Source organism: Priestia sp. USM5, assembly GCF_058323215.1.
Window position 1 is genome coordinate 550,318 of the sequence record NZ_JBSGKN010000001.1, and the last position, 24,796, is coordinate 575,113.

26 protein-coding genes are annotated in these 24,796 nt (G+C 38.9%); 25 read left to right on the plus strand and 1 reads right to left on the minus strand.

Features of this window, described 5'->3' with window-relative positions:
- Positions 1 to 79 precede the first annotated feature (79 nt).
- The 3 genes from rpsA to ACWATA_RS02895 all read left to right on the plus strand — a co-directional run bounded on the left by rpsA (position 80) and on the right by ACWATA_RS02895 (position 3,676).
- Positions 80 to 1,216: a 30S ribosomal protein S1 gene (rpsA, locus tag ACWATA_RS02885; RefSeq protein ID WP_473049565.1), complete on the plus strand. Its 1,137-nt coding sequence runs from the start codon at positions 80 to 82 to the stop codon at positions 1,214 to 1,216.
- A gap of 16 nt (positions 1,217 to 1,232) precedes the next feature.
- On the plus strand, positions 1,233 to 2,282 hold the full coding sequence (fni, locus tag ACWATA_RS02890; RefSeq protein ID WP_176343444.1) for a type 2 isopentenyl-diphosphate Delta-isomerase: 1,050 nt from the start codon (positions 1,233 to 1,235) through the stop codon (positions 2,280 to 2,282).
- 179 nt (positions 2,283 to 2,461) lie between these two features.
- On the plus strand, positions 2,462 to 3,676 hold the full coding sequence (locus ACWATA_RS02895; protein WP_028411514.1) for an MFS transporter: 1,215 nt from the start codon (positions 2,462 to 2,464) through the stop codon (positions 3,674 to 3,676).
- Between the two features lie 29 nt (positions 3,677 to 3,705).
- On the opposite strand, the gene ACWATA_RS02900 is transcribed toward ACWATA_RS02895, so the two are convergent.
- Positions 3,706 to 3,843 carry a YpzI family protein gene (locus tag ACWATA_RS02900; protein ID WP_013059024.1) on the minus strand — a complete coding sequence of 46 codons (138 nt, stop codon included), beginning with the start codon at positions 3,841 to 3,843 and terminating at the stop codon, positions 3,706 to 3,708.
- Positions 3,844 to 3,963: 120 nt separating this feature from the next.
- Between ACWATA_RS02900 and ACWATA_RS02905 the strand changes: the two genes are divergently transcribed.
- The 22 genes from ACWATA_RS02905 (at position 3,964) to trpA (ending at position 24,796) form a co-directional block, all read left to right on the plus strand.
- Entirely contained in the window at positions 3,964 to 4,569 is a 606-nt protein-coding gene (locus tag ACWATA_RS02905; protein WP_028411513.1) for a YphA family membrane protein, read from the plus strand.
- A 297-nt stretch (positions 4,570 to 4,866) separates the two neighbouring features.
- Entirely contained in the window at positions 4,867 to 6,177 is a 1,311-nt protein-coding gene (gene der, locus ACWATA_RS02910) for a ribosome biogenesis GTPase Der (RefSeq protein WP_014458340.1), read from the plus strand.
- 17 nt (positions 6,178 to 6,194) lie between these two features.
- The gene (locus ACWATA_RS02915; RefSeq protein ID WP_013059021.1) at positions 6,195 to 7,226 is read left to right on the plus strand and encodes an NAD(P)H-dependent glycerol-3-phosphate dehydrogenase; all 1,032 of its coding nucleotides are present in this window, start codon (positions 6,195 to 6,197) and stop codon (positions 7,224 to 7,226) included.
- 315 nt (positions 7,227 to 7,541) lie between these two features.
- Positions 7,542 to 7,745: a DUF2768 domain-containing protein gene (locus ACWATA_RS02920; RefSeq protein WP_028411511.1), complete on the plus strand. Its 204-nt coding sequence runs from the start codon at positions 7,542 to 7,544 to the stop codon at positions 7,743 to 7,745.
- Between the two features lie 24 nt (positions 7,746 to 7,769).
- Entirely contained in the window at positions 7,770 to 8,492 is a 723-nt protein-coding gene (locus ACWATA_RS02925; protein WP_028411510.1) for a YphF family lipoprotein, read from the plus strand.
- A 229-nt stretch (positions 8,493 to 8,721) separates the two neighbouring features.
- Complete coding sequence (spoIVA, locus tag ACWATA_RS02930) at positions 8,722 to 10,200, plus strand: stage IV sporulation protein A (protein ID WP_013059017.1); 1,479 nt, start codon at positions 8,722 to 8,724, stop codon at positions 10,198 to 10,200.
- 373 nt (positions 10,201 to 10,573) lie between these two features.
- Positions 10,574 to 10,846, plus strand: a complete 273-nt coding sequence (locus ACWATA_RS02935) for an HU family DNA-binding protein (protein ID WP_013059016.1) — start codon at positions 10,574 to 10,576, stop codon at positions 10,844 to 10,846.
- A 148-nt stretch (positions 10,847 to 10,994) separates the two neighbouring features.
- Positions 10,995 to 11,561, plus strand: a complete 567-nt coding sequence (gene folE, locus ACWATA_RS02940; protein WP_013059015.1) for a GTP cyclohydrolase I FolE — start codon at positions 10,995 to 10,997, stop codon at positions 11,559 to 11,561.
- Positions 11,562 to 11,586: 25 nt separating this feature from the next.
- Positions 11,587 to 11,817: a trp RNA-binding attenuation protein MtrB gene (gene mtrB / locus ACWATA_RS02945; protein WP_028411509.1), complete on the plus strand. Its 231-nt coding sequence runs from the start codon at positions 11,587 to 11,589 to the stop codon at positions 11,815 to 11,817.
- A gap of 281 nt (positions 11,818 to 12,098) precedes the next feature.
- On the plus strand, positions 12,099 to 12,890 hold the full coding sequence (locus tag ACWATA_RS02950) for a heptaprenyl diphosphate synthase component 1 (protein WP_230624662.1): 792 nt from the start codon (positions 12,099 to 12,101) through the stop codon (positions 12,888 to 12,890).
- 4 nt (positions 12,891 to 12,894) lie between these two features.
- Entirely contained in the window at positions 12,895 to 13,599 is a 705-nt protein-coding gene (locus ACWATA_RS02955; RefSeq protein WP_013059012.1) for a demethylmenaquinone methyltransferase, read from the plus strand.
- A gap of 81 nt (positions 13,600 to 13,680) precedes the next feature.
- Positions 13,681 to 14,646, plus strand: coding sequence for a heptaprenyl diphosphate synthase component II (gene hepT / locus ACWATA_RS02960; RefSeq protein ID WP_028411507.1), 966 nt, complete (start codon positions 13,681 to 13,683; stop codon positions 14,644 to 14,646).
- Positions 14,647 to 14,761: 115 nt separating this feature from the next.
- Positions 14,762 to 15,211, plus strand: a complete 450-nt coding sequence (ndk, locus tag ACWATA_RS02965; protein WP_013059010.1) for a nucleoside-diphosphate kinase — start codon at positions 14,762 to 14,764, stop codon at positions 15,209 to 15,211.
- Between the two features lie 211 nt (positions 15,212 to 15,422).
- Positions 15,423 to 16,205: a CheR family methyltransferase gene (locus ACWATA_RS02970; protein ID WP_033579750.1), complete on the plus strand. Its 783-nt coding sequence runs from the start codon at positions 15,423 to 15,425 to the stop codon at positions 16,203 to 16,205.
- Positions 16,206 to 16,339: 134 nt separating this feature from the next.
- On the plus strand, positions 16,340 to 17,512 hold the full coding sequence (aroC, locus tag ACWATA_RS02975) for a chorismate synthase (RefSeq protein WP_028411505.1): 1,173 nt from the start codon (positions 16,340 to 16,342) through the stop codon (positions 17,510 to 17,512).
- Positions 17,512 to 18,594, plus strand: a complete 1,083-nt coding sequence (gene aroB / locus ACWATA_RS02980; protein WP_028411504.1) for a 3-dehydroquinate synthase — start codon at positions 17,512 to 17,514, stop codon at positions 18,592 to 18,594. The genes aroC and aroB overlap by 1 nt, the downstream gene beginning before the upstream one ends.
- 283 nt (positions 18,595 to 18,877) lie before the next feature.
- The gene (trpE, locus tag ACWATA_RS02985; RefSeq protein ID WP_028411503.1) at positions 18,878 to 20,392 is read left to right on the plus strand and encodes an anthranilate synthase component I; all 1,515 of its coding nucleotides are present in this window, start codon (positions 18,878 to 18,880) and stop codon (positions 20,390 to 20,392) included.
- Complete coding sequence (trpD, locus tag ACWATA_RS02990; protein WP_473049568.1) at positions 20,385 to 21,410, plus strand: anthranilate phosphoribosyltransferase; 1,026 nt, start codon at positions 20,385 to 20,387, stop codon at positions 21,408 to 21,410. The genes trpE and trpD overlap by 8 nt, the downstream gene beginning before the upstream one ends.
- Positions 21,400 to 22,167, plus strand: coding sequence for an indole-3-glycerol phosphate synthase TrpC (trpC, locus tag ACWATA_RS02995; protein ID WP_473049569.1), 768 nt, complete (start codon positions 21,400 to 21,402; stop codon positions 22,165 to 22,167). Before trpD ends, trpC begins: the two co-directional genes overlap by 11 nt.
- Positions 22,157 to 22,783 carry a phosphoribosylanthranilate isomerase gene (locus ACWATA_RS03000; RefSeq protein ID WP_063248556.1) on the plus strand — a complete coding sequence of 209 codons (627 nt, stop codon included), beginning with the start codon at positions 22,157 to 22,159 and terminating at the stop codon, positions 22,781 to 22,783. Before trpC ends, ACWATA_RS03000 begins: the two co-directional genes overlap by 11 nt.
- Positions 22,780 to 23,994, plus strand: coding sequence for a tryptophan synthase subunit beta (gene trpB / locus ACWATA_RS03005; protein WP_047749877.1), 1,215 nt, complete (start codon positions 22,780 to 22,782; stop codon positions 23,992 to 23,994). Before ACWATA_RS03000 ends, trpB begins: the two co-directional genes overlap by 4 nt.
- A complete protein-coding gene (trpA, locus tag ACWATA_RS03010) occupies positions 23,981 to 24,796 on the plus strand; it encodes a tryptophan synthase subunit alpha (protein WP_047749878.1) in 816 nt (271 codons plus the stop codon). The genes trpB and trpA overlap by 14 nt, the downstream gene beginning before the upstream one ends.

Below are 24,796 nucleotides of genomic sequence, written 5' to 3' on the forward strand. Positions count from 1 at the left end.
AATAATGATGAGCTAAAAGAGTGAAGAACTCTTACAAGGGAATACATATTGTAGATGGATATTGGAGGAGGAAAAGACGATGACAGAAGATATGAATCAAGTAGAGGTAACGTCATTAAAAGTAGGAGAAACAGTAAAAGGTACTATTACAAAAGTAGAAGAAAAGCAAGTGTATGTAGATGTGCCTAACAGCAAACTAGACGGTATTATTCCAATTAGTGAATTAGCGAGCTTACATATTGAAAAAGCAGGGGATGTAATCCAAGAAGGTGCCGAAGTCGAAGCGAAAGTAATTAAAGTGGAAGACGATGTGCTTGTGTTATCTAAACGGGCTGTAGATGCTGAAAAAGCATGGGACGGTTTAGAAGCAAAACTTTCTTCAGGTGAAGTGTTTGAAGCGGTAGTCAAAGAAATTGTCAAAGGCGGATTAGTAGTAGACATTGGTGTAAGAGGGTTCATTCCAGCTTCTCTTGTTGAAACTCATTTCGTTGATGATTTCGCAGAATATCAAGATCAAACTCTTACAGTCAAAGTAGTGGAATTAGATAAAGAAAAAAATCGCGTAATCCTTTCGCATCGTGCAGTTGTAGAAGAAGAGCTTGTACAACAAAAAGAAAATGTTCTTGAGTCATTAAAAGAAGGTCAGGTTTTAGAAGGAACCGTTCAGCGCTTAACAGACTTTGGTGCGTTTGTAGATGTAGGCGGAGTAGATGGGCTAGTGCATATCTCTCAGCTTTCACATACGCGTGTAGAAAAGCCTTCAGACGTAGTAGCTGAGGGAGATACTGTGAAAGTCAAAGTATTATCTGTTGACAAATCAACGGGTCGTGTTTCATTATCTATTAAAGATACGTTAGAAGGTCCATGGTCCAACATTTCTACGAAGCTTCGCCAAGGTGATGTAGTAGATGGAACTGTTAAAAGACTTGTATCTTTTGGAGCTTTTGTGGAAGTTCTACCTGGAGTAGAAGGACTTGTACACATTTCTCAAATTTCACATAAGCATATCGGGACACCGCATGAAGTTCTTTCTGAAGGCGAAAAAGTGACGGTAAAAGTACTTGATGTGAATGAACAAGAACGACGCGTTTCGTTAAGCATTCGTGACCTTGAGGAAGAAGAACAAGAAGATTACGGTGACTATGAATTACAAGAAGAGTCAAAAGGCTTCCAATTAGGTGATATGATTGGGGATCAATTAAAAAAATTAAGATAAGTAATGGTGATGATTTGTGAGCAGAGCAAAACGTAAAATTGATCACATTCATCATGCGATTCAAACGGGACAGCATCGGCTGCACGGGCTAGATGATATTCGCTTCGTTCATAATAGCTTACCAAATACAGGCGTGCACGATGTTCATATGGATACAAAAATTGGCGAACTTTTGTTAAGTTCGCCAATTTTTATAAATGCTATGACGGGTGGAGGCGGACAAGAAACGGAACGGATTAACCGTTCGTTTGCTCAAATTGCTCATCATGGTCAATTAGCAATGGCCGTTGGATCGCAGATGGCTGCGATTAAAGATGAAAAGGAAGAACAATCATACAGAGTAGTGCGTCAAGAAAACCCTAACGGAATTATTTTTGCCAACCTAGGCAGTGAAGCTACAGTTGAACAAGCTAAAAAAGCGGTTGATATGCTTGAAGCAAATGGACTTCAAATTCATTTAAATGTTATACAAGAACTGGTCATGCCAGAGGGAGATCGTGATTTTACCGATGCATTACGTCGTATTGAACGAATTGTCCGAGAAGTAACCGTTCCTGTAATTGTCAAAGAAGTAGGTTTTGGGATGAGCGCTCAAGCAGTGCAAAAACTTAAAGATGTTGGTGTTGAAATCGTTGATATTGGTGGGTACGGTGGTACCAATTTTTCGAAAATCGAAAATGAAAGACGAGCAAAACATTTTCACTTCTTTAATGATTGGGGAATTTCCACAGCAGCTTCTTTAGCGGAAGTATCTCAGCACGTAGAAGGTATATCCATTATTGGTTCAGGAGGTATTCAAACCTCTATGGATGTTGCTAAGTCCATTGCGTTAGGAGCTTCTGCAACGGGAATGGCAGGATATTTTCTATCCATTTTAATGAAGTCTGGTTTAGAAGCAGTCGTAGAAGAGATAGCCGAGCTGCATGAGGAGTTAACGTTTATCATGGCTGCATTAGGAGCAACTTCTATTGCTAAGCTTCAGCAAATGCCTCTAGTTATTACAGGGGATACCCATAGCTGGCTGACTCAGCGAAATGTATCTATAGAAACATTTAATAACAGATGATAAAAAAGCAAGCAGTTAACTGCTTGCTTTTTTATTTCCTTAGAAGATGAATGATCGCGTTTTCATTAAAAAAAACAAAAAATATTGGCAGAAGAAGTGACAAAAAGCATGAAATCCCAAACTTTAGCCACTTATAATAAGTTAAATAAACAGAAAGATCAGAAAAAAGAGGTGGCGTAATGAAAAAGGGACATCCTATATTTACAATTTTTCTTTTCTTTTTAGGCTGGGTTTTCATGTATGCAGATCGTAATATTTTATCTCCAGTTATGGGAGATATCGGTGCGCAGTGGGACCTTAATAAAGCTGAACTTGGTCTAATGTCTACTGTGTTTTTTGCAGCGTATGCAGCTATGCAGATTCCAACGGGTTTTTTGGCAGATCGATTTGGTCGCGTTAAGATCTTAGTAGCTGGATACATTTTGTTTGGAGTTGCCACATTCTTTACAGGACTTACGACTACTTTCGGTATGTTCTTACTCATGCGGGCGCTGACAGGACTTGGAGAAGGAACGTATTATGGTTCACAATACGGAATTTCTTCAAGCATCACGTCTGAACGATACCGAGGTCTAGTGTCTGCGCTCATCAATAGTGGAATGGCTTTTGGTATATCGCTTGGTTTTATCGGTTCTACATACATTACATATACGTTAGAAAAAGACTGGCAGTTTACTTTTTACTTATTTGCTATTCCGACTATAGTAATAGCTATTTTAATAGCTTTCTTTGTAAAAGATAAGCAAAGGGATCAGGAAAAAAATTCGCTAAATAAAGAAACAAAGCAGTCGCTAAAAGTATTATTTACAAAAAATCATATTTTCGTATACATTTTAATCTTCTGCTCTCTTTACGGATTTTTTGGGATGCTGACGTGGCTTCCTTATTATTTGCAGCACTCGCGCGGCTTAGAAGGGTCTCAAACAGGCATCATAGCATCTTTAGTACCGTGGGCGTCTATTCCAGGAGCAATCTTCTTTGGATATATATCGGATCGAATTGCAAATAAAAAAGCATTAATTGTGAGTTTGTCAGTAGCGGGCGCTTTATGTCAATTTTTTATTCCCTATACAGAGAGTTATTCTTGGCTATTAATCGGCTTAATTGTGTACGGTCTGATAGGGAAATTAGCATTAGATCCGATTTTAATTTCGTATATGGCGGATATTACTCCCTCTTCCATGTACTCTAAAGTGTACGGTTTTTTTAACTTCAGCGGCATGCTGTCATCGATCTTTGCACCATACATTACCGGATATTTTGCAGATAAACTTGGAAGTATGGAATTCGGATTTTATTTGTCAGGAGCACTATTGTTAGTGGGAGGAGTTCTCTTTTTGTTTACAGGAAAGAAAGAACGTTCCTATCCTGTTTCACATCCAGTTTTAAAATAAAAAATGCGCTGACTTAGTCAGCGCATTTTTTATTTATGCTCATTTAACTCGCGCGCTTCTTCAGGACTTTGCAAGCTAGTTGCTCCCGGATAGTGAAGTCCTTGATCACGGTCAGATTCAACTCGTTTTGATTCCTTTAATTTTTTCTCTTGACGATCTTTTCCCATTTTATATTCCCTCCTTTTTTCTGATAGGTTGTCCAAAATAAGCGGTTCTATTCTAAAACCCCGATTAAGTTTTCCAAAATTGATACATACTGATGACAGATAGGGGAGGTGCCATATTCAGTGGACGGAATTTTTTTTTATTGGCTTTCGTGGATGGGATGGATTGTTGCGACTTTTCTTATGCCCAAAACAGCTAGGCGTTGGAAGGTAGCAGCCATTATATTAATCAGTATACTCCTAAGCGGAATGAACATGCATATGACTCAGTTTTCATGTAGCTACACCGCTTTGTTTTTAGTGGGAGTAGCGTGTGTGTATGCTTCAGGCTACAGCCGATTTCAGCAGTTATATTATGTTATTGTATGCGGCATTATAATAATTGCCTATGCTAGTTTTTGTTTACTTGAGCTCTATGATCCTGTCTGGATTTTTATTGATCGTAAGTGGATTTTGACTGGACTTATCTTATATATTTGCTTTATGGTGGTTAAAGATGCTGAAAAAAGATTCGCAGCGATCATTTTAGGTGTAGTTGGAGGAGACTTTTTATACGCAGTTGTCATTCGGGATATCGCATCTTATGAAATAGGGTCTCTTCGTACACTCGACGTTTTAGCCACAGCAGTAGGAGCGATGTTTATTTGGGAGATGCTGGTTTATTTCTCTGCTTATTTAGATTTGTACGTGCTGAAGTCTCACAGGCAAAAGCAAAGTACTTACAAATAGAAGAAGAGATTTCGTAAAATTATATTGTTGTTACCGGTGATTTTTGATAAAATTGTTTGATTGAAAGAGTAATGCTTATTCAGCGGATAGGCAGTTAATTAGTTCAGTGTAAGAAAGAGCTGATAAAAATCCTGCTTTATCGCTTATGATCGATTAGTAGAGGTCATGCCACGCTGCATGGCCTCGATTTTTGAAAAAAGAATGATCTTATTTATTTGTACATGTAGATAAATACCTTTAGTCGATTAAAGACTGGTTGCCGATACATAAAAAAGATCAAGGAAAGGGAAGAATCGTATGCCAAAACCAATTATTGCGATTGTTGGTCGTCCCAACGTAGGAAAATCAACAATTTTCAACCGAATTGTAGGAGAGCGAGTATCTATTGTAGAAGATATTCCGGGTGTAACTCGTGATCGTATCTATAGTTCAGGTGAGTGGCTGAATTTGGACTTTAACATTATTGATACTGGCGGTATTGATATTGGAGATGAGCCATTTTTAGAACAGATCAAACAGCAGGCAGAAATTGCAATTGATGAAGCGGACGTAATCATTTTTCTAGTGAATGGACGCGATGGAATTACTGCAGCTGATGAAGAAGTGGCGAAAATTTTATACAAATCCAAAAAGCCCGTCGTCCTAGCCGTTAATAAAGTAGATAATCCTGAAATGAGAGAATTAATCTATGATTTCTACGCACTAGGATATGGAGAACCGTTCCCAATCTCAGGAACCCATGGCTTAGGTTTAGGTGACCTGTTAGACGAGGCAGCTAAGCATTTTCCAAAAGAAAAAGACGAAGACTACGGAGAAGAAGTCATTAAATTTTCATTGATTGGTCGTCCTAACGTAGGGAAATCTTCATTAGTTAATGCTCTTCTAGGTGAAGATCGTGTTATTGTCAGTGATCTTGCCGGTACGACACGCGATGCTATTGATACGAAGTTTACAAAAGAAGATCAAGAATATGTTGTTATTGATACAGCTGGAATGAGAAAGCGTGGAAAAGTGTACGAGAGTACTGAAAAATACAGCGTACTTCGCGCATTAAAGGCAATTGAACGCTCAGACGTTGTCTTAATTGTATTAAATGCTGAAGAGGGTATTATTGAACAAGATAAGAAAATTGCTGGCTATGCACAAGAAGCTGGAAAAGCTGTCGTCATTGTTGTGAACAAATGGGATACAGTAGAAAAAGATGAAAAAACAATGAAAAAATTTGAAGAAAATATACGCGAGCATTTTCAGTTCTTAACATATGCTCCAATTGTATTCCTTTCAGCTAAAACGAAAAAACGTACGCATACCCTATTGCCAATGATTGATCTTGCAAGCGAAAGCCATGCTGTACGTGTAGAAACAAGCATCTTAAACGATGTAATTATGGATGCAGTAGCAATGAACCCTACGCCTACTCACAACGGCAACCGCTTAAAAATCTATTACACAACTCAAGTAGCAATCAAGCCGCCAACTTTTGTTGTGTTTGTAAATGATCCTGAGCTAATGCATTTTTCATATAAACGTTTCTTAGAAAATAAGCTTCGTGAAGCTTTTGGATTCGAAGGAACTCCAATTAAAATTATTGCAAGACCAAGAAAATAACAGAGGATGTGATCGGCGTGGAAAGAATAGCTGTACTAGGAGCAGGGAGTTGGGGAACTGCATTAGCTTTCGTATTGGCGGAAAATGGACACGATGTTCGCATTTGGGGACATAGACAACAAGTCATTGATCAAATCAACGAGACGCATCAGAATGAAAAATATCTGCCTGGTGTAGAGCTTCCTCATCAGATTAAAGGTTTTACGTCATTAGAAAAGGCAATAGAGGGTGTTGAAACCCTTATTTTAGCTGTTCCAACGAAGGCCATTCGTGAAGTGTTGCAACAGCTAAAATCCCTTACCGATGAACTGTTTACAATTGTTCACGTAAGTAAAGGAATTGAACCGGATTCTCTTTTACGTATATCTCAAATGATTCAACAAGAAATTGATACAAAAGACATCGTTGTCTTATCAGGTCCGAGTCATGCTGAAGAAGTAAGTAGAAGGCAACCGACAACCGTGACGTCAGCTTCAACAAATATACAAGCAGCAGAAAAAGTGCAGGATTTATTTAATAATCAACAGTACTTCCGTGTTTATACAAATCCTGATGTGATTGGTGTGGAAATTGGGGGAGCGTTAAAAAATATTATTGCTCTTGCTGCTGGTATCACGGATGGACTTGGATATGGTGACAATGCGAAGGCCGCTCTTATGACTCGTGGCTTAGCTGAAATCGCTCGTTTAGGTACGGTGCTTGGCGCCAATCCTCTGACGTTCTCAGGTTTAACCGGGATTGGAGACTTGATTGTAACGTGTACAAGCGTTCATTCTCGAAATTGGCGCGCTGGTAATCTTCTTGGAAAAGGCAAAAATTTAGACGAAGTATTAGAAAATATGGGAATGGTTGTAGAAGGTGTACGCACGACGAAAGCAGCTTACCAGCTATCTCAAAAATACGACGTAAAAATGCCGATTGCTGATGCTTTATATAATGTACTGTTTAATGATGTGAAGGCAAAAGATGCAGTAGACGCGCTTATGTCTCGTACTAAAACACATGAAATGGAAGATTTAGCGAATGTTTTAGGAGAAAAATTAAATTAAGTGCAAAGAAATATGAAAAAATAGGCAATTGGTGATACCCAAAATCATTTACTTGCATAAAATAACGTGTAAATAAAGATGAGTAGAACTGTTAGTATGGGAATATTTAGTTACGGTCGAAGCGAAGAGCCCCCTTCGCTTCGATTTTTTTTATGTGAAAAAGCAGGAATTTGTCAATTTAATAGGAAAGTAATTACTATAGAGCGTAAATCAATGGAAGGTAAATAAATATTAAATTTAGAATGTTCTATTAATATCCATCTTAACTATAAGTCCTTATGTTATAATAACGGTGAAAAAAGGAGTGGATGCAATTTGTCGCCAGGTTTGTTAAAGATGTGGATTTCATTGGGTTCCATTGTATTTATGTTTATTGCGGTATTTTCTATTTACTTTAGTCGTTATAAAATCACGAACCGCGTTGGTAAAATTGTACTCGCTTTCATTGCCTATTCGCTCATGATTGTAGCAGGTCTTATTATGGTAATTGTTGTATTCAGTGGTCCGACAGATGCTTAATGTACATATGGTAGGGTGAGGAAAATGAAAAAATTCATGCTAACGTCTATTGTTGGGTTAACCATTTTTGTATTATCCGGTTGTTTGTACCCGACGGAAAGAATGTCTCAAAATCAAGTTCCTTATAAAGATCAAGTTGCTTCCGTACAAACGGCCGTTGATCAATTTAAAGAAGAAAGCGGAGGCTTATTGCCGATAAAAACGAAAGATATGGACACGCCGATTTATCAAAAATATCCGATTGACTTTACGAAAATTGTTCCTAGATACATGCAAGACGCACCTGGGAATTCGTATGAAAGCGGAGGGATATTTGCGTACGTGCTTGTGGATGCAGAAACAAAGCCCACGGTTAAATTATTAGACTTACGGATGGCGGATACGATTCAAGATGTTAATGTACATTTGAATATATACCGTCAAAACCATAAAGGATACGTACCGTTTAAAGACGTCATCGCTCCCGGCGTATTCTCTATTAACTATAAGAAATTGAATATGAAAGAACCCCCTGTCGTTACTAGCCCGTATACAGGGAATAGTCTTTCTTTAATTGTTAATGGGCAGGGAGATGTATTTGTAGATTATCGTCCTGATTTGTATGATGCCATTCAAAAGCATAAAAGCTCCTACAAACCGGGTGAAGATATCCGAAAGCTCCTTGTGGAAAACAGTGATTTTGTACCTGCTTACTCTCTTCCTTATACAGTTAACGATAAGAATGAACCAATATTTTTTAAAAAATAAGTCATGAACCCCTTCTCCTTGAATAATATTCAGAGAGAAGGGGTTTTCTCTTTCTTGTACACCAATAATGAAAATCAGAATGACTAAGTCAGCATGTGCATGAAAAAAATCATAAATTTTTCTATCAAAAGTCATATTTTAATAGGACAACGTCATAACTATATAGTGTCCTAATTTACTCTCGCAATGGATGTCATATTCCATGAACTCATAGATCGGAGGGGATCTTTTGGAAAAGGTGGATGTATTTAAAGATATCGCTGAACGTACAGGAGGCGATATATATTTAGGTGTGGTGGGAGCAGTTCGAACAGGAAAATCTACATTTATTAAAAAGTTTATGGAGCTGGTGGTCCTGCCTCACATCGAGAACGAGGCAGAAAGAGCTCGCACACAAGATGAACTACCACAAAGTGCAGCTGGAAAAACGATTATGACAACTGAGCCGAAATTCGTACCGAATCAAGCAGTCAATGTTTTGGTAGATGACGGGCTAGAAGTTAACATACGGTTAGTAGATTGTGTAGGATATACAGTGCCAGGCGCTAAAGGGTACGAAGATGAAAATGGACCTCGAATGATCAATACACCTTGGTATGAAGAACCAATTCCATTTCACGAAGCGGCTGAAATTGGAACGAGAAAGGTCATTCAAGAACACTCAACGATTGGTGTCGTCATTACAACAGATGGCTCAATTGGAGATATACCTCGTCAAGATTATGTGGAAGCAGAAGAGCGCGTCATTAATGAGCTAAAAGAAGTAGGCAAACCCTTTATCATGGTTATTAATACCGTACAGCCATATCATCCCGATACAGAAAAGCTTCGTGCAAAGCTTAATGAAAAATATGATATCCCAGTATTAGCGATGAGTGTGGAAAGCATGCGCGATACTGATGTGATGAATGTATTAAGAGAAGCACTATACGAGTTCCCTGTATTAGAAGTCAACGTTAATCTACCAAGCTGGGTAATGGTTTTAAAAGATAAACATTGGCTGCGTGAAAGCTATCAAGAAGCCGTTAAAGAAACGGTAAAAGATATTAAGAGACTGAGAGACGTTGAACGGGTAGTAGAGCAATTTAGCCAGTTTGAGTTTATCGATCAGGCTCGATTAGCCGGAATTGAGATGGGGCAGGGGATTGCCGAAATTGACTTATACGCTCCAGATGACTTATATGATCAGATTTTGAAAGAAATCGTGGGAGTAGAAATTCGCGGAAGAGATCATTTGCTGCAGTTAATGCAAGACTTTGTGCATGCAAAAACCGAGTATGATCAAGTCTCTGATGCACTTCGCATGGTTAAGCAAACGGGTTATGGTGTAGCTGCACCTTCGCTTTCAGATATGAGCCTTGATGAACCTGAAATTATTCGCCAAGGATCGCGTTTTGGAGTTCGTTTAAAAGCAGTGGCACCTTCTATACACATGATTAAAGTGGATGTAGAATCAGAATTTGCGCCGATTATCGGAACGGAGAAGCAAAGCGAAGAATTAGTTCGTTATTTGATGCAAGACTTTGAAGATGATCCGCTTTCAATTTGGAATTCAGATATATTTGGCCGCTCTCTAAGTTCAATCGTAAGAGAAGGGATTCAAGGAAAGCTGTCGCTGATGCCTGAAAATGCGCGATATAAGTTAAAAGAAACGCTAGAACGGATTATTAACGAAGGATCTGGAGGTTTAATCGCGATTATTTTATAAGAATACAAGGTTAGGCTCCTCATAAAGGAGCCTCTTCTTTTTGGATAGATCATACAAAACTTTACATATATTGTGATAGATCGCGTGGTTATCCTATTCCTGCGTTATTTTCTGCTTGCTATGCCTTGTTCAATATGTTAATCTTTTAACAGAAATCGATCGATCATACTGTTTTCACTACATACATACGGCAGATGAATGAAAAACATTGAATTATTTAGTTCAATCGTTTATGATTAGGCTTGTCGATACATAGGTTATGTATAATATCCATTTGTTTTGTTAAAGAATGAGATATAACGAATTACTAGATTCCTTTTCTAACAAGGTTTTTAGTTATTATATGATCCGATTTTGGGAGGAGGTGAATGGCATGAACAAGACAGAATTAATTAATGCTGTTGCAGAAGCAAGTGAGCTTTCAAAAAAGGATGCTACAAAAGCAGTTGATGCTGTTTTCGATACAATTTTAGAAGCTTTAAAAGCTGAGGACAAAGTTCAACTTATCGGTTTTGGTAACTTCGAAGTACGTGAACGTGCTGCTCGTAAAGGACGCAATCCACAAACTGGCGAAGAAATCGAAATTCCTGCTAGCAAAGTTCCTGCATTCAAACCAGGTAAAGCTCTTAAAGATGCTGTAAAATAATATCTACATAAAATGGCTTTATTCATAGCCGTTGATGAAGAGCTTTGAAAGGTCGCACATTTGCGACCTTTCTTTTTTGCCTTTGGTATATACATATGCTAGAATTTTTTTCATAAAGTCGTAATGCAACGAATTGGAGGGCAACAACATGTCATCTGTAAATAAACCACAGATCGAACAAGCTGTGAGACTAATTTTAGAAGCAATTGGCGAAGATCCAAACCGTGAAGGATTATTAGATACACCAAAGCGAGTAGCTAAAATGTATGAGGAAGTCTTTTCCGGGTTGAATGAAGATCCAAAAGAGCATTTTAAAACAGTTTTTGGAGAAGATCATGAAGAGCTAGTGCTTGTAAAAGATATTCCTTTTTACTCTATGTGTGAACACCACTTAGTGCCTTTTTACGGAAAAGCTCATGTTGCGTATATTCCAAAAGGCGGACGAGTGACCGGTTTAAGTAAGCTGGCAAGAGCGGTAGAGGCTGTTGCGAAACGTCCTCAGCTTCAGGAGAGAATTACATCTACAGTGGCGGATTCTATTGTAGAAACATTAGAGCCGCACGGGGTAATGGTAGTAGTGGAAGCAGAGCACATGTGTATGACCATGCGAGGCATTAAAAAGCCTGGGGCTATGACAATCACTTCTGCTGTGCGTGGAGTGTTAGAACACGATGCAAGTTCTAGAGCTGAAGTTTTATCATTGATTAAATCATAATGTGGATGATGAAGGAGAAGAGAATATGACACAAAAAGGAACGCCAGAGTATATTGTCATTAAAGCGGTCGAAGATGGAGTTAACGTAATTGGCTTAACGCGAGGAGCAGATACGCGATTTCATCATTCAGAAAAACTAGATAAAGGCGAAGTGATGATTGCGCAGTTTACTGAGCATACATCCGCAATTAAAATTCGTGGCAAAGCCGTCGTTCAGACTGTTCACGGAGAAATTGAATCCGATACGAAAAAATAAGCAGGGATTTTCCTGCTTTTATTTATATTTAAAATAAATGAATAAGAACAGGAAAAACATGGTGAAACTAAAAGCAATATCTTAAATTACTGTCTAAGAAATCAAGATGGTATGTAGATGAACGGTGTTCAAGCGGATGAGCAGCTAAAGGATTTAAACCGTGAAAAAGCTTCAAAAGAATTTAAAGGATATTTTATAATGTAATTATGTTATAATTGACACTATCGATTTGGAGTTAAAAGAACTTTAAACAAATAGTGATGGAAAGGGAGACAAGGATGATGAGCGTAAAAACCATCTATGATATTGTGGCCAACATGAAAGAACAGCTTCATGTTGAATTAAGTCATCCATATGTAAAAAAATATATTCATCATCCGCGTATTGATGAAAATAGATTACTGTACATGTGTTCGTTCTTAGATACTCTTTCAATGGAAGAAGAAAAAAAGAACAGCTCTGTGCTATCTGTGATGCTCGTTCAAACCGCACTTGATACCCACGATCTAGTCTCCACTCAAAATGTTAGCGGAAATGAAGGGAAGCTGCATGAGAGGCAGCTGGTAGTTTTGGCCGGAGATTATTACAGCGGCCTGTACTATTACTATTTAGCTCAAAGCAGCCAGCTGAATTTAATGAAAGTTATAGCATCTGCTATTAAAGAAATTAATATCGCTAAGATACACATTTATAACAATCGCTCTACTAATCCACACGACGTTATGAATAGTTTTTTAGCAGCAGAATCATCGTTTGTAAGATGCTTATGTGACTATTTTGAACGTGAAGAGTGGAAAGAACTTTTAAAACATGCAGCGTATTTGAATGGGATATTAAAGCAATTAAAGTCATTACAGCATAAAGAGCCTACTCTCTTGCTAAACTATTGCAAACAAATTGGCATGAATCAAGAACAAATAAAAGAATACCTTTATTCGTATACTCAACAGTCTGTAAATATTGTTAGAGGGTACTTGCGAAGTGAATTTGCGATGAATGAGTTTTTAAGAGAGCACTTAGATGAACTTACATCTAGCTTAGAAGTGTTGAAAAATGTCGTAGGAGAAGGATAGAGATATGCAGCAATCAAAAGAACAGCGTGTCCATGGCGTATTTGAAAAAATATACAAAAATTATGATCAAATGAATTCTGTTATTAGTTTTCAGCGTCATAAGGCATGGCGCAAAGATACGATGAAGCGAATGAATGTTCAAAAAGGAACAAAAGCTTTAGATGTTTGTTGCGGAACTGCGGATTGGACGCTAGCTATGGCTGAAGCAGTTGGAGAAACAGGAGAGGCAGTTGGCCTGGATTTTAGTCAAAATATGCTAAAGATTGGTGAAGAGAAAGTAAAAAACTCACCTTTTTCAAATATTACTTTACTACATGGCAATGCAATGGAGCTTCCTTTTGAAGATAATTCATTTGACTATGTAACGATTGGATTCGGACTGCGCAACGTGCCCGATTACCTTCAAGTTTTAAAGGAAATGCAGCGCGTCGTGAAACCTGGCGGAAAAGTGGTTTGCCTTGAAACGTCTCAGCCAACGATGATTGGTTACCGACAAATGTACTTGCTTTATTTTAAGTATATTATGCCTGCGCTTGGAAAGATGGTCGCTAAAAGCTATGATGAATATTCATGGCTTCAAGAGTCAGCTAGGGACTTTCCAGGTCAAAAGCAATTGGCTGATATGTTCCGTGAAGCCGGTTTGACAGATGTTGAAGTGAAATCTTACACAGGTGGAGTAGCGGCGATGCATCTAGGGTACAAACGATAAAAGAGAAAAAGCTTGTCCTACAGGTGCAACAGCCTGTAGGATAAGGAGTAAAGAATGAATATATAATGCAAGGTGAGTCCAATGAAACTAAAAATGATGTACGCTTTTTTGAATACGGATATTACCCTTATTGAGAAAGAACTTGAACAAACTGTTCATACCGATGAAACACTTATCACAGATGCTTCTCTTCACCTTTTACAAGCAGGGGGGAAACGAATTCGCCCTGTATTTGTTTTGTTGGCAGCTAAATTTGGGCATTACAATATCGACCAAATCAAACATGTGGCAGTAGCGCTTGAGCTGATTCATATGGCGTCTCTTGTTCATGATGATGTTATTGATGACGCTGATAAGCGACGGGGAAAACCAACAATTAAGGCAAAATGGGACAATCGTATTGCTATGTATACAGGGGATTACATCTTTGCTCGTGCACTTGAAGTTATGAGTGAGGTTAAAGATGTGGAAGCACATAAAATTTTATCTAATACGATGGTGGAATTAACGCTCGGTGAAATTGAACAGATTAAGGACAAATACAACCTAAACCAAAACTTACGCGTGTATCTGCGTAGAATTAAACGTAAAACGGCACTGCTAATTGCTGCAAGCTGTCAGTTAGGCGCAATTGCAGCGGGAGCTCCTGAAGATATACATAAACGTTTATTTTGGTTTGGATATTACGTGGGAATGTCATTTCAAATTACGGATGACATTTTAGATTTTATCTCATCAGAAGAACAGCTTGGGAAACCAGTTGGCAGCGACTTACTGCAAGGAAATATTACGCTGCCAGTTTTGTATGCCATTGAAAATGCTGAGTTTCGAGATAAAGTAGAACAGCTTTTCGAGAGGGAATATGAGCAAGAGCTGATCGATGAAATTATTTCTGATATTAAATCTTCTAACGCCATTGAACGTTCATTTGAGATGAGCGATCGTTATCTGCAAAAAGCGATGAGCATTTTAGAAGAACTGCCGCCAAACAAGGCGAAAAAAACGCTGCATCAAATTGCGAAGTACATTGGAAAACGGAAATTTTGATTTATTTACTTTCATAAGTTGTAAACTGCTCGAAACAATGTTAATATCTTCATGAGGTGTGATTGCGCTTTCAAAACTTGTTTACATATCATGAACTTCAGGGGTGGAGAGTAAAATGATACAAAAAACGTTTTTAATGGTCAAACCAGACGGGGTACAAAGAAGCATTATTGGTGAGGTTATTTCTCGCTTTGAGAAAAAAGGTTTTCAATTAGTTGGAGCTAAGCTTATGCATATTTCGCAGGAATTAGCTGAAACACACTATGGTGAACATAAAGAGAAACCTTTCTTCGGTGAGTTAGTGAAATTTATCACATCAGGTCCAGTTTTTGCTATGGTATGGGAAGGTGAAAACGTGATTTCAGTATCACGTCAAATGGTGGGGAAAACTAACCCTCAAGAAGCGCTTCCTGGAACTATTCGAGGTGATTATGGACTGATTGTGGATAAGAATATTATTCACGGCTCAGATTCACCAGAAAGTGCGGAGCGTGAAATCAGCTTATTCTTTGAAAGTGAAGAGCTGACTTTCTATAAAAAAGACGCAGACGCTTGGATTTACTAATTTAGATAGCGCAAAAAGACGAATGAATTTTCATTCGTCTTTTTTATTGTGTGTATAAACAGGCTTCTAGGCTATTAAGTGCAAAGATTTCCCCGCATAAACATTTTCATAATGTATTCCGATATATTAATAAGAAGATAAGCGTATATAAAGGTTTTATTTCTTTATACGTCTAACATAAACGTATAGGAATGAGAAAGGAGAGTCAAAAATGATAGATGAATACGACGCGTTTGTGGAGAAAATAAAAACAAAAACAGGCATTGATTTATCACTATATAAGCAGTCTCAAATGCACCGCCGCCTCACCTCGCTGTATGAAAAAAAAGGTTTTTCTAGTTTTTTTGAATATTATCGAGCAATGAACAGTAACAACGAACTGCTTGAGGAGTTTTTAGATCGGATGACGATTAACGTGTCAGAGTTTTATCGCAACTATCAGCGGTGGGATATATTGGAGCAAAAAATTTTACCGACTCTTGTAAAAGGAAAATCAGATCTGAAAGTGTGGAGCGCTGCCTGCTCAACAGGGGAAGAGCCGTATACACTAGCGATGGTTTTATCAACATTTTTTCCGCTTTCGCGTATTTCTATATTGGCGACCGATCTGGATGAAAAAGTGATAGAAAAAGCAAAAATAGGCTTTTATGATGAACGTTCACTTCAGGAAATGCCTGTTTCGATGAAAAATAAGTACTTTCAACAAAGAGGAACCGGGTACTTATTAGATGAAAAAATCAAAAAAACAGTTATTTTTCAAAAACATAACTTACTGTCAGACTCTTTTCCTAAAAACGTTGACTTGATTGTTTGTCGAAACGTGCTTATTTATTTTACCGATGAAGCAAAGCATGCTTTATATGAAAAGTTTAGCAGAGCTTTAGCACCTGGAGGCATCTTATTTGTAGGGAGCACAGAGCAGATTTTCACTCCGCAAAAGTATGGGTTTGAAACGGCTGATACGTTTTTTTACAGAAAAGTAAAGACCATTTAATTGAGATAACCTGAAGCGATTTCTTACAAGCTGAGGTGAAACTTTTTATATATTCTTATGTTATAGTATGGTATAGTCATATTTAAAAATGGAAAAATTCTGACGAATAATACATATTAAGCGGAGGTACGATTATGCGATATTTAACAGCAGGAGAATCACATGGTCCACAGTTGACTACTATTTTAGAGGGTGTTCCCGCAGGGCTTCCTTTAACAGCCGAAGACATCAATACAGATTTAGCGCGAAGACAAAAAGGTCATGGTCGCGGAAGACGTATGCAAATTGAAAAAGATCAAGCGGAAATTTTAAGCGGTGTTCGCCACGGCTATACGCTAGGATCTCCTATTACGTTAGCGGTAGAAAATAACGACTGGAAACACTGGACAAAAATTATGGGCATCGAGCCAATTTCTGAAGAAGAATCAGAAGAAGTAAAGCGTAAAATCTCAAGACCAAGACCAGGGCATGCCGATTTAAACGGCGCTATTAAATATGGTCATCGCGATATGAGAAATGTATTAGAACGTTCTTCAGCTCGTGAAACAACTGTAAGGGTAGCAGCAGGTGCTGTGGCTCGTCAAATCCTTGCTCAGTTCGGGATTTCTGTAGCTGGACATGTATTAGAAATTGGCGGCGTACAGGCAAATCCTCCTCAATACAAAAGCTTAGAGGAACTTCAAGAAGTCACTGAAGCTTCTCCAGTAAGATGTTTTGACTCAGCTGTTGAGAAAGACATGATGCAAGCAATCGATGATGCTAAGAAAAACGGCGATTCGATCGGAGGCGTAGTAGAAGTTATTATTGAAGGCGTGCCAGCAGGAGTGGGCAGCTATGTCCATTACGATCGTAAATTAGATGCGAAGATTGCTGCAGCTGTTATGAGCATTAATGCATTTAAAGGCGTTGAGTTTGGGATTGGATTTGAAGCGGCTCGCAGACCAGGAAGCGAAGTTCATGACGAAATTCTATGGGATGAAGAGAATGGATATACCCGTAAAACAAACAACTTAGGCGGCTTTGAAGGTGGCATGACAACAGGTATGCCAATTGTAGTACGTGGTGTAATGAAACCTATTCCAACGCTTTACAAGCCGTTAAAAAGTGTTGATATTGAAACGAAAGAAGCCTTCGAGGCAAGCATCGAACGTTCAGACAGCTGTGCTGTGCCGGCAGCAAGCGTTGTAGCAGAAGCCGTTGTAGCTTGGGAATTGGCTGATGCGCTAATCGAACAGTTTGGACAAGACCGAATTGATTTAATTGCTGAAAATATTGAGAAAATGCGTGTACATGCGAGGGAGTTTTAATGTTGCAAATTGATATTCAAACTTTATCCAAAACATATCCTCTTTATTTAGGAAATGGATTAATTGAAAAGCTGCCTTCTATTATTGAGAGTGTAAAACCTAATCTGTCGTCGGTGTTAATCATCACTGATTCAGCTGTAGATTCATATTATGGAGAAGCGGTTGTAAAAGCGATTGAGACGCAGTTTAAAGTGGCTAAATACGTAGTACCAAGCGGTGAACACGCAAAGTCATTTCAACATTACTACGATTGTCAGACTTTTGCACTCGAGCAGCAGCTTGACCGCAATGCGCTCGTTATTGCTTTCGGCGGAGGGGTAGTTGGCGATTTAGCTGGATTTGTAGCCGCTACATACATGAGAGGGGTTTCGTTTATTCAAGTGCCAACGACGCTTCTTGCTCACGATAGTGCTGTAGGCGGTAAAGTAGCCATTAATCATGAGCTTGGAAAAAATATGATTGGCGCTTTTTATCAGCCTGAAGCGGTTGTTTATGACATTGATCTTCTTAAAACGCTTCCTGAAAGAGAGTGGCGTTCTGGTTTTGCAGAAGTGATTAAACATGCTTTTATTCACGATGAAGCATTTTATGAATGGCTTCAGCAAAATATACAATCGCTGACTGATTTACAAGATGAAAAATTAATTTATGCTATTCAAAGCGGTATTTTAGTCAAAGCATCTGTTGTAAAAGAAGATGAGACAGAAGCTGGCGTTCGCGCTCACCTGAACTTTGGACATACGTTAGGTCATGCGATCGAAGCAGAGTGCGGCTATGGACAAATCAGTCACGGAGAAGGCGTAGCCATTGGGATGCTGTTTGCTATGAAAGTCAGCAATACGCTTGGGAAAAGCGAGTTCCCTGTAGCTGAAATTGCGAAATGGTTTGAAAAATTTGGCTATGAGACGTCTGTTCCAAACCACCTTTCAGCTGAAAAGCTGCTCGTGAGAATGAAAGCAGACAAGAAGTCCAAATCAAGCAATGTTCATATGGTACTGCTTGAAGGCGTAGGAAAACCTTTTGTTCAACAAGTAGAAGATGAAGTGATTCTTAAGCTGCTGAATGAAGAGCTTCAAGCGTAGTTTCTTCAAAAGCCAAGTAGATAGTAGTTGACAAATGAATTTGAAACGTACTACAATTGGTAACAAGTTAGTTTAGAGATTTTAGTTATGAGAAAAAAATAGACAGTTTAGTTGAGATTAGGGTAGACGAGAATGAGACAGTTGAGCAGAGTTTAGTTGAGTGAATTTTACCATTCGTATACCCAAAGGCCCATTTTTGATGTGTCTTTGGGTTTATTTATTATATCCTCTTTTATATAACCTCATCTATTCTCATTCTCCATGAAATGGAGGATTGAAAGATATGACGAACACGTATACTTCTTTTTTAGAAGACTCTACAAAGTATTTAACCATTCCAATCATAAAAAAAATATTTATCGATAGCATGACACCTGTTGATCTTTTTCAGCAAGTAAAAGATGAAGCTGTATATTTGCTTGAAAGCAATGATGAATCATCACCATGGTCCAATTATTCTTTTATTGGCTTGAATCCGTTTTTGTATGTAGAAGAAGAGAACGGAACCTATCTAGCAAAAAACAAGCAGCTTCAACCTGTGCTGCAAGGAGACAGCTTTAAAGAGGTATTTTGTAAAATTCAGCAAGAGCTGAAAGTGAAAGTACCAGACCTTGCACTTCCTTTTAAAGGAGGAGCAGTAGGATTTATCAGCTACGACGCAGTATCGCAAATTGAAAAAGTAAACGTACATGCCCAAAACGATTTGAACATGCCTACTTTTCACTTTATCTATTGTCAAACGATGCTCGCTTATAATCACCAAACAAAAGAGCTTATGGTGATTCACTACATTCAGCTTGATGAGCAAGATAAAGAACAGCAGAAAAAAGAAAAACATGATGAAGCTCTAGCAGAGATCAATCGATATGTTGAAAGAATAGCGCAGACGGTGAAAGAAAAGCCGATGATGTTTGAAAGCGAGCAGCGCGAAGTTAGCTTTGAAGGCGTGACATCGTCATACCAAAAAGATAAATTTGTGCAAGATGTGGAAAAAATTAAGGAATACATTAAAAGCGGAGATGTTTTTCAAGCCGTATTGTCGCAGAGATTTCAAATTGATACGACCGTAGCTGGATTTGATATTTACAGAGTATTGCGATTAGTTAATCCATCTCCTTATTTATTTTACGTGAAAGTAAAGGGAGTGGAATTGATCGGAAGTTCCCCTGAGCGGTTGATTCAAATTGAAAACGGCCATTTAGAAATTCATCCAATTGCAGGAACGAGAAGACGCGGCAGAGATGCAGAAGAAGATGCGCGCTTGTATGAAGACTTAATTAACGATGAAAAAGAGCGGGCAGAACACTATATGCTCGTGGACTTAGCAAGAAATGACATCGGCCGAGTTGCACAGTATGGAAGTGTCCAAACGCCGGTATTAATGCAGCAGGTTAACTTTTCGCACGTCATGCACTTGATTTCTAAAGTGACAGGACGCCTAGATGAAAAAGTACATCCTATTGATGCGCTGCTTTCTGCATTTCCAGCGGGTACCGTATCTGGCGCTCCAAAAGTGCGGGCGATGCAAATCTTAAATGAAATTGAACCAGTTGCGCGAAATGTATATGCAGGAACCGTAGCATATCTCGGATTTGATGGAAACATTGATTCGTGCATTGCAATTCGTACCATTCTTTTGAAAGACCAAACCGCTTATATACAGGCTGGAGCAGGAGTGGTTGCTGACTCAAAACCGGAGCTTGAGTGGAAAGAAACCCGCAATAAAGCTAGCGCTTTAATTAAAACAATTCAATTAGCTCAAGACATCTACGATAAAAAGGAGGATGTATATGTTTAAAGAATTGTTGAAAAAGTGTTTGCGCGGCGAGTCACTTTCAGCGGAAGAAGCAGAAAAAATTATGAATGATATTATGAACGGTAAAGTCCCGGCAGCTCAAATTGCTAGCGTGCTAACCATTTTAACGTACCGAGGAGAAACCGTCGATGAAATTGTTGGTTTTGTCCGGGGGATGAAAAACAATATGAATGCTATTTCTCTAGAAGAATTAAACGTAGTAGATACGTGCGGTACGGGAGGAGACGGCGCCTCTACGTTTAATATTTCGACGGCTAGTGCGATTGTGGCATCTGCTGCTGGAGTAAAGGTTGCGAAACATGGGAATCGCGCGGTGTCTTCTAAAAGCGGAAGTGCAGACGTGTTAGAACATCTGGATATATGGATTCAAGGAAATGAAAAAGAAGTGAAAAATGCGGTGTCTGACCTCAACATGTCCTTTTTATTTGCGCCGCTTTATCACCCTGCTATGAAGCACGTTGCTGCTACTCGAAAGGAATTAGGGTTTAGAACCGTTTTTAATGCATTAGGTCCGTTAGCAAACCCTACTAATTGCACAAAGCAAGTAATTGGCGTTTATTCTATTGAGCTTGCACGGAAATTAGCAGAAGCCCTTGTTGTACTGGGAGCTAACCACGTTCTTCTCGTTGCGGGCAGGGACGGTTTGGATGAAATTAGTGCTACGGATGTAACGGATATTGTAGAAGTGCAAGACAATGTTATTACAGAATATACGCTTGCACCAGAGGATGTACACTTACAGAGAGGTAAGCTTGAAGACTTGGTGGTAGAAGACGCGAAATCGAGTGCAGATCTCATTGAATCGCTATTTTTAAATAAAAGTAATGTAACTGCTAAAAATGCAGTCGTGTTGAACTCTGCTGCAGCTATTTACGTTAGCGGAAACGTTTCTACTTTTGAAGAAGGAGTAGCTGTAGCTTTAGAAACAATTGAATCAGGTGCTGCATACACGCAATTACAACGATTGAAATCGAAAAAGGTGGTTGAACATGCTCAATAAAATTATTGAAACAAAAAAAGAAGAAATTCAAAACCTACAGTTACCCGAACAGCAAAATGTTACAAAACGATCATTTTTAGAAGCTTTATCAAATCCAAATCGAGAGCTGGCTCTTATTGCAGAAGTAAAAAAAGCCTCTCCTTCCAAAGGATTAATAAAGGAGAATTTTCAGCCTGTGGAAATTGCTAAAGCCTACGAGGAAGGAAAAGCAGATGCTTTGTCTGTGTTAACGGATCAGCACTATTTTCAAGGACACCGAACGTTTTTAAGTGATATTAAACAGCATGTCTCTATTCCTGTGCTTCGTAAGGATTTCATCATTGATTCCATTCAAGTGGAAGAAAGTGCAAGAATCGGTGCCGATGCTATTTTACTCATCGGAGAAGCACTTGAACCATTAAAGTTGCAAGAGCTTTATCTTCAAGCTACTGAAAAAGAGTTAGATTGTTTAGTAGAAGTGCATTCTTTAGAAACGCTTGAACAGCTGTTAGCTGTATTTACACCGAAGATTATCGGGATTAATAATCGAAATCTTCATACGTTTGAAACCAGCGTGCAGCAGACAAAAGAAATCGCTAAGCACGTGCCGAAAGATCAGCTTTTAGTAAGTGAAAGCGGGATTTACTTATACGATGATGTTTCCTACGTAAAAGAAGCCGGAGCAAAAGCTATTTTAGTAGGAGAATCGCTTATGAGACAGGATAATCAAACCAAAGCGATTAAAAAGCTGTTTGGGGAAAGTGAATATGCTTATTAAGTACTGCGGTATTCGATCAAAACAAGATATAGCTTTAATCGAAAAGTCGGCTGCTACTCACATTGGCTTTATTTTCTACCCTAAAAGTAAACGATATGTAAAGCCTGAACGAGTAAATGAGTTTGTAACGGATGAAATAAAAAAACAAGTCTCGCTAGTAGGGGTATTTGTCAATACACCGGTGGATCAAATACTTGAAATTGCCTCCGTGACAAATTTAGATGTGATTCAGTGCCACGGGCAAGAGACTGCTGCTGAAGTACGTGAGTTAAAGCAGCGTGGATATGAAGTATGGAAAGCACTCCCGCACAATAACGAGACGCTGCAGCAAATGCATGTATATGAAGAAGCTGACGGTTATGTAATTGACAGCAAGGTTAAAGAACAATTCGGAGGAACGGGCGTCGCTTTTGATTGGAGCTTCGTTCCTCAGTATGAATCAGCTGCACAAAAGTTAGGTAAAAAATGCTTTATTGCTGGAGGAATCAATGCTTTTAACATTGAGAACTTGTTACCCTACAAGCCTGGGGCGATTGATATTTCTGGCGGTATTGAAACAAATGGAACGAAGGACTATACAAAAATTATAGAGATTGAAAGGAAGATCATACTATGACATACAATCACCCTGATGAATTTGGCCGCTTTGGTGAATTTGGCGGAAAATACGTACCTGAAACATTAATGAAACCACTTGAAGAAGTAGAAGCAGCTTTGAATGAAGCAATGAAAGATCCGGCATTTAAAGATGAGTATCTATCCTTACTCGTCAATTACTCAGGGCGACCAACGGCTTTAACATATGCTGATAATATTACCGAAACACTCGGCGGGGCAAAAATTTATTTGAAACGTGAAGACTTAAATCATACGGGTGCTCACAAAATCAACAATGCCATTGGACAGATTTTACTTGCTAAACGGATGGGCAAAACAAAAATTATTGCTGAAACAGGAGCGGGTCAGCACGGGGTAGCCACAGCTACAGTAGCTGCAAAGTTCGGAATGGAATGTAAAGTATTCATGGGAGAAGAAGATATTGAACGTCAGGCGTTGAACGTCTTTCGCATGAAGCTTCTAGGCGCGGAAGTCATTCCTGCAACTTCTGGAACAAAAACGCTAAAAGATGCAACAAATGAAGCAATCCGCTACTGGGTTCAACACTGTGAAGATCATTTTTACTTAATTGGTTCGGCAATTGGACCGCATCCTTATCCTAAAATGGTTCGAGATTTCCAAAAAATTATTGGAGAAGAAGCAAAAGAACAGTTTACAGCGGTAGAAGGAAAACTTCCAAATGCTGTCGTGGCATGCGTCGGAGGCGGCAGTAATGCAATCGGTATGTTTTATGATTTTATTAAAGAAGAACATGTACGCTTGATTGGAGTAGAAGCAGGGGGGAAAGGACTAAATACAGCTCTTCATGCTGCTAAAATGGCTAAAGGCACAAAAGGTGTTATCCACGGAACGCTCACGTATTTACTTCAAGATGAAAATGGTCAAATTACAGAGCCTTATTCTATTTCAGCAGGTTTGGATTATCCGGGTATCGGTCCAGAGCATTCTCACCTTTCATCTATTGGACGAGTAGAATATGAAAGTGTAACGGATGATGAATCAATCGAAGCTCTTCAGCTGCTGGCGAAAACGGAGGGAATCATCCCGGCTATCGAATCCGCCCATGCGCTGGCAAAAGCATTTGAACTGGCTAAAAGCATGACGAAAGAAGAAACCATTTTAATTTGCTTATCAGGTCGAGGAGATAAGGACGTTCATACATTAGTAAACTTGCTAGAAGGGAAGGAAGAAGAACATGAATACGTTTGAAGCGAGACTACCTAAACATGAAACATTATTTATTCCATTTATTACAGCAGGAGATCCTCATGAAGATGCAACGGTGGAGATTGCTTTGTCTTTGCAAAAGCAAGGTGCTTCTATTTTAGAGCTGGGCGTACCGTATTCCGATCCTTTAGCAGATGGTCCGATTATTCAAGAGGCGTCCAAAAGAGCTTTATCTGGCGGTATGTCTATTTCAAAAGCTATTAAGCTTGTATCGGTGATGAGAAAAAAAGGTGTGAAAATACCGGTAATTCTCTTTACCTATTTTAATCCTGTGTTACAATTAGGTTTAGAATCCTTTTTCGCGTTAATGCGAGAAAATGAAATAGATGGAGTGCTAATTCCGGATTTACCGTACGAAGAGAGTGGCCGTATCCGGGAGCTTGCCGCTGAAAATGAAGTTGCGTACATTTCAATGGTTGCTCCTACATCTAAAGAGCGTATTCAAAAAATTGCTGCAGATGCAACGGGCTTCTTATACTGCGTGTCGTCTTTAGGCGTTACTGGGGTTCGCTCTACGCTGCCGGCTGATATTGGCACCTTTTTAGAAGATGTGAAAGCAGCAGCTTCTATACCGGTTGCCGTCGGTTTTGGGATTTCAACAAGCGAACAAGTAGAGATATTAAAAGAACACAGCGACGGCATTGTAATTGGAAGTGCAATTGTTAATAAAATTGGCCAGCTTGAAGAAGTTCTTTTAAATAAGGATACACGCCGAGACGGATTAAATCAAATTGAGGAGTATGTTGCATCCATCGTTTCGCCTATACAAAAATGCGAGGTGTAA